The 16,387-nt window shown below is 57.1% G+C and carries 14 protein-coding genes, 1 tRNA gene and 2 rRNA genes; 8 read left to right on the forward strand and 9 right to left on the reverse strand.

The features are described 5' to 3' along the window. The 3 genes from ACR3FB_RS13630 to ACR3FB_RS13640 all read left to right on the forward strand — a co-directional run bounded on the left by ACR3FB_RS13630 (position 1) and on the right by ACR3FB_RS13640 (position 2,327). Complete coding sequence (locus ACR3FB_RS13630) at positions 1-624, forward strand: LysE family translocator (RefSeq protein WP_170380986.1); 624 nt, start codon at positions 1-3, stop codon at positions 622-624. Positions 625-644: 20 nt separating this feature from the next. Continuing rightward, complete coding sequence (gene fahA / locus ACR3FB_RS13635; protein ID WP_480565782.1) at positions 645-1,901, forward strand: fumarylacetoacetase; 1,257 nt, start codon at positions 645-647, stop codon at positions 1,899-1,901. Between the two features lie 90 nt (positions 1,902-1,991). Then, complete coding sequence (locus ACR3FB_RS13640; protein WP_480565783.1) at positions 1,992-2,327, forward strand: DOPA 4,5-dioxygenase family protein; 336 nt, start codon at positions 1,992-1,994, stop codon at positions 2,325-2,327. Here ACR3FB_RS13640 and ACR3FB_RS13645 read toward each other — a convergent pair. Further along, positions 2,324-3,952, reverse strand: coding sequence for an acyl-CoA synthetase (locus tag ACR3FB_RS13645; RefSeq protein ID WP_480565784.1), 1,629 nt, complete (start codon positions 3,950-3,952; stop codon positions 2,324-2,326). The two genes, ACR3FB_RS13640 and ACR3FB_RS13645, sit on opposite strands and share 4 nt — an antisense overlap. A gap of 224 nt (positions 3,953-4,176) precedes the next feature. On the opposite strand from ACR3FB_RS13645, the gene ACR3FB_RS13650 reads away from it, so the two are divergent. Together ACR3FB_RS13650 and ACR3FB_RS13655 are read left to right on the forward strand one after the other, a co-directional pair. Next, positions 4,177-5,568, forward strand: coding sequence for an aminotransferase family protein (locus ACR3FB_RS13650; RefSeq protein ID WP_480565785.1), 1,392 nt, complete (start codon positions 4,177-4,179; stop codon positions 5,566-5,568). A gap of 142 nt (positions 5,569-5,710) precedes the next feature. Beyond that, positions 5,711-6,529, forward strand: a complete 819-nt coding sequence (locus ACR3FB_RS13655; protein ID WP_480565787.1) for a DUF2189 domain-containing protein — start codon at positions 5,711-5,713, stop codon at positions 6,527-6,529. A gap of 91 nt (positions 6,530-6,620) precedes the next feature. Here the strand turns inward: ACR3FB_RS13655 and rplT are convergent, their stop codons facing one another. From rplT to pyk, 5 genes are all read right to left on the reverse strand, one after another. Beyond that, positions 6,621-6,986 (reverse strand): 50S ribosomal protein L20, encoded by a 366-nt coding sequence (gene rplT / locus ACR3FB_RS13660; RefSeq protein ID WP_008756009.1) that lies wholly within the window; start codon positions 6,984-6,986, stop codon positions 6,621-6,623. A gap of 14 nt (positions 6,987-7,000) precedes the next feature. Continuing rightward, entirely contained in the window at positions 7,001-7,201 is a 201-nt protein-coding gene (gene rpmI / locus ACR3FB_RS13665) for a 50S ribosomal protein L35 (protein ID WP_010443552.1), read from the reverse strand. Between the two features lie 181 nt (positions 7,202-7,382). Next, positions 7,383-8,933 carry an alanine/glycine:cation symporter family protein gene (locus tag ACR3FB_RS13670; RefSeq protein ID WP_480565788.1) on the reverse strand — a complete coding sequence of 517 codons (1,551 nt, stop codon included), beginning with the start codon at positions 8,931-8,933 and terminating at the stop codon, positions 7,383-7,385. Positions 8,934-8,947: 14 nt separating this feature from the next. Then, on the reverse strand, positions 8,948-9,385 hold the full coding sequence (locus tag ACR3FB_RS13675) for a universal stress protein (protein ID WP_170380993.1): 438 nt from the start codon (positions 9,383-9,385) through the stop codon (positions 8,948-8,950). Positions 9,386-9,631: 246 nt separating this feature from the next. Further along, entirely contained in the window at positions 9,632-11,077 is a 1,446-nt protein-coding gene (gene pyk / locus ACR3FB_RS13680) for a pyruvate kinase (RefSeq protein ID WP_170475104.1), read from the reverse strand. A gap of 127 nt (positions 11,078-11,204) precedes the next feature. Between pyk and ACR3FB_RS13685 the strand changes: the two genes are divergently transcribed. The 3 genes from ACR3FB_RS13685 (at position 11,205) to ACR3FB_RS13695 (ending at position 12,634) form a co-directional block, all read left to right on the forward strand. Further along, positions 11,205-11,942 carry an N-formylglutamate amidohydrolase gene (locus tag ACR3FB_RS13685; RefSeq protein ID WP_480565789.1) on the forward strand — a complete coding sequence of 246 codons (738 nt, stop codon included), beginning with the start codon at positions 11,205-11,207 and terminating at the stop codon, positions 11,940-11,942. 61 nt (positions 11,943-12,003) lie between these two features. Beyond that, positions 12,004-12,243 carry a DUF6868 family protein gene (locus ACR3FB_RS13690; RefSeq protein ID WP_480565790.1) on the forward strand — a complete coding sequence of 80 codons (240 nt, stop codon included), beginning with the start codon at positions 12,004-12,006 and terminating at the stop codon, positions 12,241-12,243. A gap of 76 nt (positions 12,244-12,319) precedes the next feature. After that, complete coding sequence (locus ACR3FB_RS13695; RefSeq protein ID WP_425085841.1) at positions 12,320-12,634, forward strand: DUF1244 domain-containing protein; 315 nt, start codon at positions 12,320-12,322, stop codon at positions 12,632-12,634. 230 nt (positions 12,635-12,864) lie between these two features. Here the strand turns inward: ACR3FB_RS13695 and ACR3FB_RS13700 are convergent. The 3 genes from ACR3FB_RS13700 to ACR3FB_RS13710 all read right to left on the reverse strand — a co-directional run bounded on the left by ACR3FB_RS13700 (position 12,865) and on the right by ACR3FB_RS13710 (position 16,200). Beyond that, positions 12,865-12,941: transfer RNA gene (locus tag ACR3FB_RS13700), tRNA-Met, on the reverse strand. 124 nt (positions 12,942-13,065) lie between these two features. Then, positions 13,066-13,180 (reverse strand): 5S ribosomal RNA (gene rrf, locus ACR3FB_RS13705). A 192-nt stretch (positions 13,181-13,372) separates the two neighbouring features. Then, positions 13,373-16,200: ribosomal RNA gene (locus tag ACR3FB_RS13710) — 23S ribosomal RNA — on the reverse strand. Positions 16,201-16,387 lie beyond the last annotated feature (187 nt).

A 16,387-nucleotide genomic window follows, 5' to 3' on the forward strand; every position in this document is an offset into this window, starting at 1 on the left:
ATGAGCTTTGATATCTGGATCACCTATGTCGCCACCGTCCTGCTGCTGATGAGCACACCGGGGCCAAGCCAGCTTCTGATGCTGTCGAACTCGGCCACCAACGGGCTGCGCCGGGGCGTGTTCACGGCTGCTGGTGATCTGACGGCGAACCTGTTGCAGATGTTGGCGGCGGGTCTCGGGCTTGCCGCGATCATTGCGGCCTCGGGCACCGCGCTGGCTGTGATCAAATGGTTGGGTGTCGCATATCTGGTTTTTCTCGGCGTCAAAGCGATTGTCAAAGCCAAACCTCAAACAGCGCAAACCGCGCAGGTGGCCAGCCGCAAAACCTTGTGGATGCAGGGCTTCATCACCTCAGCCGCCAATCCCAAAGCAGTTGTGTTCTTTGCTGCTCTGTTTCCGCTGTTCATCGACGGCGCGCTGCCCTTCTGGCCGCAATTCGCGATCCTCTCGGCCACCTATCTGATCATGGACGGCTTGTTTCTGACCGCTTACGGGGCCAGCGCCAGTTGGCTGGCGACGCGGCTCAAAGGGTCTGCGCGGCTGTGGCTGGATCGCGCGGGTGGCGGGTTCATGATTCTGGCTGCCGTTCTGCTGGGGCTGAAGTCCCTGCGAGACGCTCAATAAACCAAGACAAGGATCAAAAGATGCCTTTGCTGAAATCCTGGGTCGCTTCGGCCAATGATGCGACCCATCCATTTCCTTTGAACAACCTGCCCTACGGGGTGTTTGCCGCCGGCGACGAAGAACCCAGATGCGGTGTCGCCATTGGGGACATGATCCTCGATGTCACTGCAGCCGAGGCCGAAGGGGTCATCACTCTGACCGATGAGCCGCTTTTCGACCTGCCGTTCTGGAACCCTTTGATGGAGCAAGGCCCCGCCGTCTGGGCCGCCCTGCGCGACCGCCTGACGACGCTTCTGTCCGAAGGCGCGACGGAGCAAGATGTGGTGGAGCCCCTGCTGGTACCGCAAAGCGCGGTTGTCATGCACATGCCCTTCGCGGTCAGCGAATACACCGATTTCTACGCTGGTCGGCATCACGCCTTTAACGTGGGTTCGATGTTCCGAGACCCCGAAAACGCGCTGCCTCCGAACTGGCTGCATATACCGATTGGGTATAATGGCCGGGCATCCTCGGTTGTGGTTTCGGGTACGGATATCCGCCGCCCGTGGGGGCAGCTGAAGTCGCCGGATCAGGACAAACCCGCCTTCCTGCCCAGCCGTCGCTTCGACTTTGAGCTTGAGATGGGGGCAATTGTCGGCACTCCGTCCGACGGCCCGATCTCGGTGCAGCAGGCGGACGATCATATCTTCGGCTACGTTCTGCTGAACGACTGGTCCGCCCGTGACATTCAAGCGTGGGAGTATCAGCCCCTTGGGCCGTTCCAAGCCAAGGCCACGGCCACATCAATCAGCCCATGGATCGTTACCAAACCGGCGCTGGAGCCGTTCCGCTGTGACACACCCGAGCGCGAATTCGAGTTGCTGGATCACCTGAAGGATTGTGGCCCGATGCTTTATGACCTTTCGCTTGAGGTGACGCTGGCCCCCGAGGGGCGGGCTGCGACCACAATCACCCGCACGAATTACAGCGAAATGTACTACTCCGCCGCGCAACAACTGGCCCATCACGCCAGTTCAGGTTGCCCTATGAATACCGGTGATCTGCTGGGGTCCGGCACGATTTCTGGTCCGACGCGCGACACGAGAGGTTCACTCCTGGAACTCAGCTGGGGCGGCAAGGACCCCTTGAGCCTTGAGACCGGTGAGGCCCGCAGCTTCCTTGAGGACGGAGACACGCTGACCCTGTCCGGCTCGGCAAAGGGGGATGGCTATACAATCGGGTTCGGAACCTGCCACGGCACTGTGCTTCCAGCGCTGAAGGACCCTCTCAAACCCTGAGCCGTGCCGCACAGCACCTGTGTGCCGGTGTTGGTAGGATTGAGCGCCAAGAAAGCCTAGGTTCATTGCACCCAAGCAATGAGGCCTCCGATGTCTGAGATCACCGGCTATCACGCCCATGTCTATTTCGACGCCGACACACAGGATTTAGCGCAACACATCTGCAAAGAGGCAGCCCGCCTTTTTCCTGTGCAGATGGGACGCATGCACGCGCGCCCGGTTGGCCCGCATCCGAGGTGGAGCTGCCAGCTGGGCTTTGCCGCCGACGCGTTTGATCAGGTCATTCCGTGGTTGATGCTCAACCGACAGGGCCTGACAATCTTCACCCATGCTGAAACTGGCGATCACCTGGCCGACCACCGGGATCACGCCTTGTGGATGGGAGAGCTTTTGGATCTGGACCTGTCGATATTCGACAAGGCCTAGCCCAACGCCCGCGCCTGATCCCGCAGCACGAATTTCTGAACCTTGCCGGTGGATGTCTTGGGCAAAGTCCCGAACACCACGGTCTTGGGCGCTTTGAAATGGGCCATGTTGTCCCGGCAGAACGCAATCAGATCGGCCTCGGTCGCGCTGGCCTCAGGCTTTAACTCAACGAAAGCACATGGGGTTTCGCCCCATTTCTCATCCGGGCGGGCGACCACTGCGGCTTCCATAACCGCAGGGTGCTTATAGAGGACACCTTCAACCTCGACGGATGAGATATTCTCACCGCCCGAAATAATGATGTCCTTAGACCGGTCCTTCAGCGCGACATAGCCATCAGGGTACATCACCCCCAAATCGCCCGAGGCAAACCAACCGCCGTTGAACGCATTGTCGGTGGCATCGGGGTTCTTGAGGTAGCCTTTCATCACCACGTTGCCCTGCATGAAGATCTCACCCATGGTTTCGCCATCGGCGGGCACAGGCTCCAGCGTTTCGGGATCGGCCACCATCAGCCCGGACAGGGCCGAATAACGCACGCCCTGACGCACCTTAAGGGCGGCCCGTTCAGCCGCGTTCTTCTGGTTCCATTCATCCTTCCACGCGCAAACAACCGAAGGGCCATAGGTCTCGGTCAGACCGTAGACATGAGTCACCTCGACGCCCATCCCCTCCATCGCTTCGATCACGGCGGCAGGCGGTGGGGCACCGGCAGTCATCACCTTGATCTGGTGGTCGAAATCCTTGAGGTGATCGGGGGCATGCGCCAGCATGTTCAGAACGATAGGCGCGCCGCAAAAATGGGTGACTTTCTCTTCCCGGAAGGCGGCATAGATCGGCTCGGCCCGAACCGCACGCAAGCAGACAGAAACCCCGGCATTCAGCGCCATGGCCCAGGGGAAACACCAGCCGTTGCAATGGAACATCGGCAGGGTCCACAGGTAGACGGAGTGTTTGGGCATACCCCAATCCAACAGGTCGGACTGTGCGTTCAAGGCGGCTCCCCGGTGGTGATAAACCACGCCCTTGGGGTTGCCGGTCGTGCCAGAGGTATAGTTGAGCGCAATTGCGTCCCACTCATCCGCGGGCAGAGACCAGTCAAACTCAGGGTCGCCTTCATTCAGCAGGGCCTCATAAGTCAGGCTGCCAAGGCGTTCGCCACCCTCAAAGCTGGGATCTTCGATATCGATCACCAGAAGGTCATGATCGACCTGAGGCAGCGCCTCTTTGACAACGGCGGAAAACTCAGGGTCGACCAGCAGCACCCTGGCCTCGGCGTGGTTTAGGATGAAGGCGATGATCGGCGCATCTAGGCGCGTGTTGATCGCGTTCAGCACAGCACCGGCCATGGGAATGCCGAAATGAGCCTCATAGAGCTCGGGGATATTGGCAGCGATGATCGAGACGGTATCGCCCTTGCCCACCCCACGGGCCGTCAGGGCGCTGGCCAGACGGCGACAGCGCGCATAGGTCTGCGCCCAGCTATAGCGGCGGTCTCCATAGACGACGGACGGGTAGTCGGGATACACCGCCGCCGTCCGTTCGATGAAGCTGAGCGGGGATAGCGGCGTGTAATTCGCACGGTTCTTATCCAGATGACGCTCATACATATTGGCTGCTTGCATCCGCCAACCCTCCCAATTCGCGTGTGTCGCCACATGACCATAAACACAAGGCTGTGACCATCTTGTAGAAATACGACAACTGGCGGGGCTCTGGCGATACGCTATGATGACATCTGGCCCTATATTCGCGACCCCATTCGCGGTGATCTGGGCCATCGCATTTACTTGCTATCGTGGGACCGATCCCACAATCTGCACACCGCATCAGACTGAAAGGACATGTCATGGACGGCACGTTCAACGAAAACGATCTTTCCCGCGTGGTCGAGGCCGACCGCGCCCATATCTGGCACCACCTGATCCAGCATAAACCCTTTGAAACAAACGATCCCCGCATCATTGTCGAAGGCAAAGGCATGCGTGTCTGGGACCAGAAGGGCAAAGAGCATCTGGATGCGGTCTCTGGCGGCGTCTGGACGGTGAACGTCGGCTACGGTCGCGAATCCATCTGCAAGGCGGTCTATGACCAGCTTATGAAGCTCTGCTATTTTGCGAATTCGGCAGGGTCGATTCCCGGTTCGATCTTCGCGGAAAAGCTGATCGAAAAAATGCCGGGCATGAGCCGCGTTTACTACACAAACTCAGGCTCCGAGGCGAACGAGAAAGCCTTCAAGATGATCCGTCAGATCGCGCACAAGCGCTATGGCGGCAAAAAGACCAAAATCCTGTATCGCGATCGCGACTATCACGGCTCGACTTTGGCGGCGATGTCAGCGGGTGGTCAGGATGAGCGCAACGCGCAATACGGCCCGTTTGCTCCAGATTTCGTGCGTGTTCCCCATTGCATGGAATACCGTAAGCACGAACTGAACGGCGCGCCGGAGGAAAACTTTGGCGAATGGGCCGCCGATCAGATCGAAGAGGTTATCCTGCGCGAAGGGCCAGACACCGTTGGCGCGCTGTGCCTTGAGCCGGTGACCGCGGGTGGCGGTGTGATCGAAGCACCCGAAGGCTACTGGCAGCGCGTTCAGGAGATCTGCAAGAAGTACGACGTGCTGCTGCACATTGATGAGGTTGTGTGCGGCGTCGGTCGGACAGGTACCTGGTTCGGCTACCAACAGTATGGCGTGAAGCCTGACTTTGTCACCATGGCCAAAGGCGTTGCCTCGGGCTATGCGGCCATCGCCTGTCTGGTTACCACCGAAGAGGTCTTTGACATGTTCAAAGACGACGCGGCAGATCCGATGAACTACTTCCGCGATATCTCGACCTTCGGCGGCTGCACCGCTGGTCCGGCCGCTGCGATCGAGAATATGCGCATCATCGAGGACGAGAACCTGCTGGCCAACTGCGTCGACATGGGCGATCGCATGATGGGCAACCTGCAAGCGCTGATGGAGAAGCATAAGGTCATCGGCGATGTGCGTGGCAAAGGCCTGTTCCTGGGTGCCGAACTGGTTGCAGACCGCTCCACACGTGAACCGATGGACGAAAAGAAGGTACAGGCCGTTGTGGCAGACTGCATGGCGCAGGGTGTCATCATCGGCGCGACCAACCGCTCGCTGCCGGGTCGCAACAACACGCTGTGCTTCTCGCCTGCACTGATCGCGACGGCGGATGATATCGACCAGATCACCGATGCGGTCGACGGCGCGCTGGGACGTGTGTTCGGCTAGAGAATGAAAAACGGGAAACCGGGCATTCGCGCCCCGGTTTCCCGACCTCTGGGTCGCAAGCCTTTTTACTAACCAGACGATCAGACACACCTCTTGCTCTTGCGTATCAACCGGCGCAGACTTGCATGCAGAGGAGTGTATCATGACACCCAAAACCTCAGACACGGACCCGTCGGGCGATATGGCATCGCCGCAAGGTGCAGCGCTCAAGGTCAACACTGTAAGCGCGCAGGATATCAAGGACTCGTTGAAGGCGGGCGTGGCGGACTTTCTGGCCCGCCCTGTCATGAGCGGGTTTTTCGGCCTGTTCTACGCCGTTTTTGGCCTTGTCTTTGTGTGGTGCCTGATTTGGCTCGGCAAGGTTTGGATGATCATTCCGGCCATTGTGGGTTTTCCACTGGTTGCGCCCTTTGCCGCTGCCGGGCTCTATGAGATGTCCCGACGATTGCAGAACGGAGAACCGTTCGGATGGTCCGATATCCTGACGGTGATGGCCAATCAACGCAAACGCGAGATGGGCTGGATGGCATTTGTAACCCTGTTCATTTTCTGGGTATGGGTCTATCAGGTGCGCCTTTGGTTGGCGATCATCCTGCAGAATGCGTCCTTCTCGGACTTTGACGGATTTCTGAACACCGTCTTCTTCACGCCCGAGGGCTGGACGTTTCTGGCCATCGGCACCTGCATCGGCGCGGGCCTATCGGCCGTGTTGTTTTCGGTCACCGTCGTCGCTATGCCGCTGCTTCTGGATCGTGAGACCAACTTCGTTTCGGCCATGCTGACCTCGATCCGGGTTGTCACCGAGAACCCGGTGGTGATGCTGGGTTGGGCAGCAATCATCTCGGCAACAATGCTGCTCTCGCTGATCCCAGCCTTTCTGGGCCTGATCTTCACCCTGCCGATCCTTGGCCACACCACGTGGCACTTGTATCAGCGCGCCGTTCCTCCGGCCGAGGACTGAACGGGACCCCTTTAAGGGACAGGCACATCCGAAACAAAAAAGACCGCCCCAAATGGGACGGCCCTTTGTTCACTGTCTCTCTTTTCAGAGATCAGGCAGCCAGAGCGGCCTGAGCTTTGGCGACGATCGCACCGAACGCTTCCGGTTCGTGTACGGCCAGGTCAGCCAGAACTTTGCGGTCCACTTCGATACCGGCCAGGTTCAGGCCGTTGATGAAGCGGGAATATGTCAGAGCCTCGTCATGCGAACGGACAGCAGCGTTGATACGCTGGATCCACAGCGCGCGGAAGTTGCGCTTGCGGTTCTTGCGGTCGCGGGTTGCATACTGGTTGGCCTTGTCGACGGCCTGACGTGCAACTTTGAAGGTGCTCTTGCGGCGGCCATAGTAACCTTTGGCGGCCTTGATGACCTTCTTGTGACGGGCGTGAGTTACGGTTCCACCTTTAACGCGGGACATCTCTTAATCTCCTCTTAGCGGTCGTAGGGCATGTAGCCCTTGACGATCTTGGCGTCGGGGGCGGACAGGGTGGTGTTGCCACGGGCATCGCGGATGAACTTCTTGGTCCGCTTGATCATGCCGTGCCGTTTGCCGGCCTGGCCAGCAAGGACCTTACCGGTCGCAGTCACCTTGAAGCGCTTCTTGGCGCTCGACTTAGTCTTCATCTTAGGCATTTCCGTCTCCTTTCAGGGTTCGGTACTAAACGCGACTCGGCATGCCATCTCGGCCGGTCACGCGATCAGATGCGCCGTTTACGCAAGTTCGGTCATACTGGCAAGGGGGTTTGGCCCAGAATCTGCGCTTTTCGCAGTGGCCAATGCACCGGGGCAGCACAGGGCTGCCCCGGTAAAGTGTTTAGTGGCTGAATTTGCGGATTTCGCCGCTCTTCAGACGTTCGGAGTAGGAGGCTAGCTCCTGACGCACCACTTTCATCAGGAAGTAGAGCGCAAAGACGTTCACAACCGCCATCGCAAAGATCGCCGCATCCGAGAAGTCGATGACCGGGCCAAGGTTGGCCGCCGCACCGATGACAACGAAGACGCAGAAGATGATCTTGAACACCAACTCTTTGGTGTGGCCTTCGCCGAACAGATAGGTCCAGGCCTTGAGGCCATAGTAGGACCAGCTGATCATGGTCGAGAAGGCAAACAGAACCACAGCAATCGCCAGAATGAACGGGAACCAGCTGAACGCGCTGCCGAAGGCCGCCGAGGTCAGGCTGACGCCGGTATTGCCATCGACCGTTGCAATCGCATTACCCGCTTCGTTCAGCATGTAGTTGCCGGTTGCCGGATCAACGATCAGCTGCTGGGTGATGATGATCACCAGCGCAGTCATGGTACAGATCACAACCGTGTCGATGAACGGCTCAAGCAGCGAGACGAAGCCCTCGGTGATCGGTTCTTTGGTCCGTACGGCTGAGTGCGCAATCGCCGCGGAACCCACGCCCGCTTCGTTCGAGAACGCCGCACGACGGAAGCCCTGGATCAGCGCTCCGACCATACCGCCAGCAACGCCTAGGCCGGTGAAGGCACCCGCAAAGATCTGACCGAAGGCCCAGCCGATCTGGTCGGCATGCATCAGGATGATGACCAGCGCCGCCAGCACATACATGACACCCATGAACGGCACGACTTTCTCGGTCACACGCGCGATGGATTTCAGGCCACCCACGATCACCGCAAAGACGATGCCCGCAAAGACCAGACCTGTGATCCAGCCCGGATAGTCTCCGACAATCCCGGCAATCTGCTGGTGCGCCTGATTGGCCTGGAACATGTTGCCTCCGCCCAACGCGCCAAGGATACAGAAGATCGAGAAGAGCACGGCCAGGATTTTGCCGCCCGGCAGGCCAAGCTCGGCAAAGCCTTTGGACATGTAATACATCGGGCCGCCTGAGACGGTGCCGTCTTCATATTCGTTGCGGTATTTCACACCCAATGTACATTCGGTGAATTTCGACGCCATGCCCAGCAGGCCCGCGACAATCATCCAGAATGTGGCACCCGGACCACCGATCCCGATGGCAACCGCCACACCGGCGATATTCCCAAGACCGACCGTCCCCGACAGCGCAGTAGCAAGGGCCTGAAAATGGCTGACCTCACCCGCGTCATTGGGGTCGGAGTAATCACCTTTGACCAAGCTGATCGAGTGTCCGAAGAATCGGAATTGCACAAAGGCAAAATAGAGCGAGAACACAGTGGCCGCGACGACCAGCCACCCCACGATCCATGGGAATCCAGTGCCCGGAAACGGCGCGAAAATAAAGCTAACGAAGGGGCCGGTAAAATCCGCGAAAGCCTGATTGATCTTCTCGTCCAGACCTGGCGCCTCTTGCGCGAAAGCGGGGCCGGACATCAGAGCCATGGTCGCACCAAGGCACAGTTTTTGAAGCATATTCATCCTAATCCCTCCGCTCAGTTCACAACTGTGACAGGCACGTCAGCATGCATGACCAGATTCTGGGTCGAGCTTCCAAACAGCCGTTTCTTGAACCCATCTGCCGAGGCGCGGCCGACGATGATCTGAGTGCCGCCGTTTTCGACCGTGATCGCGTTCAGCGTCTCGGCCACGTCGCCATGGCGCACGATGCCGTGCGCTTCGAACCCATCGGCCTTCAGCGCCTCAACCGTAGGGGCAATGATCCGCGAAGTGGCCAGTTCGACCTCTTCCTCGCGCCGCTTGTGCCGTTGAGCGTTTTCTTCCGGTGTTTGGAAAGTGAAAGGGGACCATTCGATGACATAAACAACCAGCATTTCGCATGAGCCAATCCGCCCGGCCAAATCCTTGGCAAAGGCGATGGCGCGCTCTCCGGTTTCTGTCCCGTCCAGTCCAATGACAATCTTTGTTGTCATGACGTTCCTCCATTTTTTTTCTGGTTTGACCGGGACCCGTGCCCCCGGTAGGGCGACCGGAACCTGGAACTATCTGAGATGATCGCCCTAAGGCTAAGTATCCGGCAAAATCACCAAAAAACAGAGGTATTTTTGCTGAATACAACCCTACGGGCATCTTCCCTTTGAAAACAAACAAGAAAAGCAGCCTAAAAAATAGGCGGCTTGAGAATTCTCAATATGATCCTTCCTGAAATCCGAGCGGGCTCATCCCGGATCGGTGTTGTAGATCAGACGCTCGTCACAAGGGGCAATACGCAGAATATTGGTGGTTCCGGGGACATTGAACGGAACACCTGCGGTGACGACGATCTGGTCGCTCTCGGCAGCAAAGCCCCCTGCGCGCGCGGCGCGGGCCGCATTGACCACGGCCCCTTTGAACCTCTCAAGTTCGGGCGTCATCACACAGTGGCAACCCCAGCTCAGGCACAGACGGCGGGCGGTTCCGGTCGCCGGTGTCATGGCGATAATCGGCACACCGGGACGTTCGCGCGCAGTCAACAGCGCAGTGGTGCCGCTTTGGGTGAAACAACAGATCGCTTTGATGTCGGTCTTTTCCGCGATCTCACGCGCGGCTGCTACGATACCATCTGCGATGGTCGACCCTTTGGCAGTACGCGAGGCCGCGATGATCTGCGTGTAGGTCGGGTCGGCTTCAACCTCAATAGCGACCTTGTTCATGGTCTGCACGGCCTCGATTGGGTAAGAACCTGCCGCAGATTCCGCACTCAGCATGATGGCATCCGTGCCTTCATAAATCGCAGTTGCAACATCCGAGACCTCGGCGCGGGTGGGCATCGGGCTTTCGATCATGCTCTCCAGCATCTGGGTCGCGACGATTACCGGCTTGGCCGCACCACGGCACTTGCGAACCAGACGTTTCTGGATCGGGGGCACAGCCGAAACCGGCAGCTCAACGCCCAGATCCCCACGGGCCACCATGATCCCGTCTGATGCGTCGAGGATATCGTCAAACGCCTCTACCGCTGCGGGCTTTTCGATCTTCGACAGGATCGACGCTCGTCCATCCGCCAGCGCGCGCGCCTCGAACACGTCTTTGGCCCGCTGCACAAAGCTGAGTGCCAGCCAATCCACACCCAGTTGGCACACAAACTCCAAATCGTCGCGATCCTTGGCCGACAAGGCTGCCAGTGGCAGCAGCACATCGGGCACGTTCACACCCTTGCGGTTCGAGATCGTCCCTCCGACTTCGACAGTGCAATTGGCGAAATCCTGGCCGCAATCCTGCACGGTCAGACGGATCTTACCGTCATTTACCAGCAGCCGCGCACCGGGTTCCAGCGCCGCAAAAATCTCGGGGTGTGGAAGGCAGACACGGTTGATGTCTCCAGCCTCAGGGTCGAGGTCCAGCCGAAACGCCGCGCCCTCGACCAGTTCTTCCGCATCATTGGCAAAAACCCCAACACGCAGCTTCGGGCCTTGAAGATCGGCCAGAATCGCGATCGGGCTGTCCAGATCCTTTTCCACCTGACGAATAATGCGATGCCGTTCACGGATCTCGTCATGGCTGCCATGGCTCATGTTCAGGCGAAAGACATCGGCCCCGGCCTCATGCAAGGCCCGGATGGTGTCATAGTCATTGGACGCTGGCCCCAGCGTCGCCACGATTTTTACATTTCTAAGGCGTCGCACTGGTTTCGCTCTCCTCAATCCCAAGGTGATGCAGCAATGTTACCGCAAACAGTATGTGGGTGGTTATTGCGCAATTCCCTTTTGGAAGCAACTGCCATACACCTGCCGCAAACTTGATGACAGGCACATGACATACACTCCGTTTTTTATCCATGGCGAGGATCGCCCGTCCCGATGGCTGATCACCTGCGATCATGCGACCAACACCGTCCCCCCCGAAATCAACGGCGGGGATCTGGGATTGCCGCGCGAAGATATGGAACGCCACATCGCCTATGATGTCGGCGCCTACGAGGTCTCGAAACATCTGGGCGAGATCCTGAACTCGCCGGTCATCGCAGCCAATTTCTCGCGCCTAGTGATTGATCCGAACCGAGGTGAGGACGACCCAACGCTACTAATGAAGCTCTATGACGGTTCGATCATACCCGGCAATCGACACGCTGATGCGACCGAGCGTGAGCGGCGTCTGGACATGTGCTACCGTCCTTATCACGACGCGCTTGGGCGACTGGCCGCCCTTCCGCATGCGGTGATCGTGTCTATGCACTCTTTCACCCGCCAACTCCGCGGTCGCGAACCACGCCCTTGGCACGTGGGCGTTCTGCACACCCCGGATGAGCGCTTCTCACTCCCTCTGATCGACCGCCTGAAGGCCGAAGACGATCTGTGCGTCGGCGTGAATGAGCCCTATACCGGCGTTCTGCCCGGCGATGCCATCGACACGCATTGCACCTCACATGGTCGACCAAATGCATTGATCGAACTGCGCAATGATCTGATCGCGGATCACGCAGGGCAACGGGCCTGGGCCGAAAGGCTCGCCGTAATCCTACAGGATGCACTATCTGACAGCGGCCTTTGATCGCACGTTATTGTGACCTGCACCTTCAACCCCCACTTTGGAGACTGGGAAGGAGGCGACCATGACACAAGAGTTGCTGACAAGTTTTTTTGGCTGGATGGCGATACTGAACATCGCTGTTTTGCTGTTCACAACCGCTATGGTTGTGCTGCTACAGGACTGGATTGCAGGGGTTCATGCCAGAATGTTCCAAATGGAACGGCCTGATGTGAAGCATGCCTATTTTCGGTATTTGGCCAACTACAAAATCCTCACGCTGATTTTCTGCGTCATTCCGTGGCTAGCCTTGAAACTGGCCTAACGCAGAGTCAGTTGAAACGCCCTCTTCAGAGCGTTAATTCGGATACAAACCGCATCCACTTCTTCGGAGCCAGACCATGGACAAGCAAACCGAAATCGAACTTCAAGCCGCAGCATTCCGTCGGCTGCAAAAGCACTTGATGGAAGATCGCACGGACGTTCAGAATATCGACATGATGAATCTGGCAGGGTTCTGCCGCAACTGCCTGTCACGCTGGTATCAGGAAGCGGCCAACGACAAAGGCTTCGAGATGGGCAAAGACGAAGCCCGTCAGATCTTCTACGGCATGACCATGGACGAATGGAAAGCCAACTACCAGACCGAAGCCAGCCCCGACAAACAGGCCGCCTTTGAGGTCGCGTTTGAGGAAAATGTCACAAAAAAGGGCTGAAACCTTGACGCCAACAGGCCAATTACTCCGACTGATGACTAGTTCCCTTACGGCAGCACCCAAAAGCACACTGTGATTCATGCTCACATTTCTCGATTTTAGGTTGATGCTTAATAGCTAAAAAAGCCGTCTCCACTCCGCGTGCTTCCACAGTGCTTCCAGAGGGATTGGTACAAATAGAAACACCGCACTGAGGCGGCGTGTAAGCTGTTGTTATCTGACCCTAAATTTGGTTGCGGGAGCAGGATTTGAACCTGCGACCTTCAGGTTATGAGCCTGACGAGCTACCGGGCTGCTCCATCCCGCGACACTTTGCGTTGGTCTACCGCCTATTCGGCTACTTGAGACCATTTGTTGGCCTACCGCTTACGCTACTTGAGGCCGTGTAGTGTTCTTCTGATCGTATTAGAGAGACTGTGGGCTTTTACTAGGTTTGGCGGTGACCTACTCTCCCGGGGCTTAAGCCCAAGTACCATTGGCGCGGCAGTGCTTAACTTCCGGGTTCGGGATGGGACCGGGTGTTTCACTTGCGCTATGACCACCAAACCGAGGAAAAGCCCACGTCACGTCTTTGCCTTTGGCAAAGCGCGACGCGCAGGGGGAAGCGTCTTTTGTTTACAAAAGGCGCGTTCCTGCACGGTTATATAATCAACCAACATCGCGGCTTGGCGCTACGACGTCATCCATTGTCAAGGTCGGTGTATGCTTTTGGTTTGATTTGTCTTTCTGTTACTGGATCAAATCAAGCCTATCGGGCGATTAGTACCGGTCAACTGAACGCATTACTGCGCTTACATCTCCGGCCTATTGACGTGGTGGTCTTCCACGGCCCTCAGGGAGACCTTGTTTTGAGGGGGGCTTCCCGCTTAGATGCCTTCAGCGGTTATCCTGTCCGATCATAGCTACCCAGCACTGCCGTTGGCACGACAACTGGTCCACCAGTGGATCGTTCACCCCGGTCCTCTCGTACTAGGGGCAACTCCTCTCAAGTCTCCTACACCCACGGCAGATAGGGACCGAACTGTCTCACGACGTTCTAAACCCAGCTCACGTACCTCTTTAAACGGCGAACAGCCGTACCCTTGGGACCTGCTCCAGCCCCAGGATGAGATGAGCCGACATCGAGGTGCCAAACACTGCCGTCGATATGGACTCTTGGGCAGTATCAGCCTGTTATCCCCGGCGTACCTTTTATCCGTTGAGCGATGGCCCTTCCACTCGGGACCACCGGATCACTATGGCCGTCTTTCGACTCTGCTCGACTTGTCAGTCTCGCAGTCAGGCTGGCTTCTGCCATTGCACTCAACGAGCGATTTCCGACCGCTCTGAGCCAACCTTCGCGCGCCTCCGTTACGCTTTAGGAGGCGACCGCCCCAGTCAAACTACCCGCCACGCAGGGTCCCGGATCCGGATAACGGACCGCGGTTAGACATCAAGAGTGCGAAGGGTGGTATCTCAAGGGAGGCTCCACGGATACTTGCGTTTCCGCTTCAAAGCCTACCACCTATCCTGCACATCACAATCCTGATGCCAGTGCGAAGCTGTAGTAAAGGTGCACGGGGTCTTTCCGTCTAACCGCGGGAAGCCTGCATCTTGACAGGCAATTCAATTTCGCTGAGTCGATGTTGGAGACAGCGGGGAAGTCGTTACGCCATTCGTGCAGGTCGGAACTTACCCGACAAGGAATTTCGCTACCTTAGGACCGTTATAGTTACGGCCGCCGTTTACCTGGGCTTCAATTCAAGGCTCTCACCTCTCCTTTTAACCTTCAGGCACCGGGCAGGCGTCAGACCCTATACGTCGTCTTGCGACTTCGCAGAGCCCTGTGTTTTTAATAAACAGTCGCCACCCCCTGGTTTGTGCCCCCAGCCCCTAGTTGCCTAGGAACCGGGCCTCCTTCTCGCGAACTTACGGAGGTATTTTGCCGAGTTCCTTCAACATCGTTCTCTCAAGCGCCTTGGTATGCTCTACCAGTCCACCTGTGTCGGTTTAGGGTACGGTCTGATGGAGGGCTATTTCCAGGAACCACTCAGCAGCCCAATCAATCCGATAAGATTGAACTACACTTGTGATCCGTCACATCCTCCTGGCCTAGGAATATTAACCTAGTTCCCATCGCCTACGCCTTTCGGCCTCGGCTTAGGGGCCGGCTTACCCTGCTCAGATTAGCTTTAAGCAGGAACCCTTGGACTTTCGGCGAGTGTCTCTCACACTCTTTGTCGCTACTCATGTCATCATTCTCACTAGTGATCTCTCCACGGGATCGCTCACGCGCCCGCTTCATCGAAAGAACTCGATCCGTCATTACATCCAAGTGGATGCAAATACGGATGAGTTCTATGTCACACTACGCTCTGCTACCGATGCTTACGCATCCCTAGACTTCGGCTCATGGCTTGAGCCCCGTTACATCTTCGCCGCAGGACAACTTATTTAGACCAGTGAGCTGTTACGCTATCTTTAAAGGATGGCTGCTTCTAAGCCAACCTCCTGGTTGTTTTGGTCGTCCCACCTGCTTTCCCACTTAGCCATGAATTGGGGGCCTTAGTCGTAGGTCAGGGTTGTTTCCCTCTCCACTACGGACGTTAGCATCCGCAGTGTGTCTGCCATCTAGTACTCCCGGGTATTCGGAGTTTGGTTAGGATCAGTAAGCCTGTGGGGCCCCATTACCCATCCAGTGCTCTACCCCCCGGGGTATTCGGATGACGCTCTACCTAAATAGATTTCGCAGAGAACCAGCTATCTCCGAGTTTGATTGGCCTTTCACCCCTAGGCACAGCTCATCCCGATCCTTTTCAACGGATGTGGGTTCGGTCCTCCAGTAAGTGTTACCTTACCTTCAACCTGGCCATGCCTAGATCACTCGGTTTCGGGTCTGATCCCACGAACTCATGCGCCCTATTAAGACTCGCTTTCGCTACGCCTACACCTAACGGCTTAAGCTTGCTCGTAAGACCAAGTCGATGACCCATTATACAAAAGGTACGCCGTCAGATCTCGAGGATCCTCCGACTGATTGTAGGCGTTCGGTTTCAGGTACTGTTTCACTCCCCTCGTCGGGGTGCTTTTCACCTTTCCCTCACGGTACTGGTTCGCTATCGGTCAGCAAGGAGTACTTAGCCTTCGAAGGTGGTCCTCCGATCTTCAGACAGAATTTCACGTGTTCCGCCCTACTTAATACGTCCATCAAAGCTTCCTATACGGGGCTGTCACCCGCTATGGCCACGCTTCCCAACGTGTTCTAGTCACTTATCTGGCTCGGCTGGTCCCCGTTCGCTCGCCGCTACTAGGGGAGTATCAATTGATTTCCTTTCCTCCGGGTACTTAGATGTTTCAGTTCCCCGGGTTTGCTCTTAAAACCCTATGTATTCAGGTCTTAAGTACCTGTTTAAACCCCATATTGAGTATCAAAGATAACAATATGAAGCTTTCAGGTGGGTTGCCCCATTCAGAGATCCATGGATCAAAGCTTATTCTCAGCTCCCCATGGCTTATCGCAGAGTATCACGTCTTTCATCGCCTCTTGCTGCCAAGGCATTCACCAAACGCCCTTCTCGCGCTTGATTTGATCCAGAAGAGAAAGACACACGATAGTTGTGCTACCGCCTATTCGGCTACTTGAGCACAAGTATGTCAATCGCGACCGCCCAGCTGGTAACTAAAGGCGATCTTTCTTCTGAACCAAAAGCATACTTTCCCGCCTTCCATCCTGGAACCCGCGCTGCCGATGTCGGTCGGCCCCACGCAGAGGAT

The organism is Ruegeria sp. AO1 (assembly GCF_056535985.1).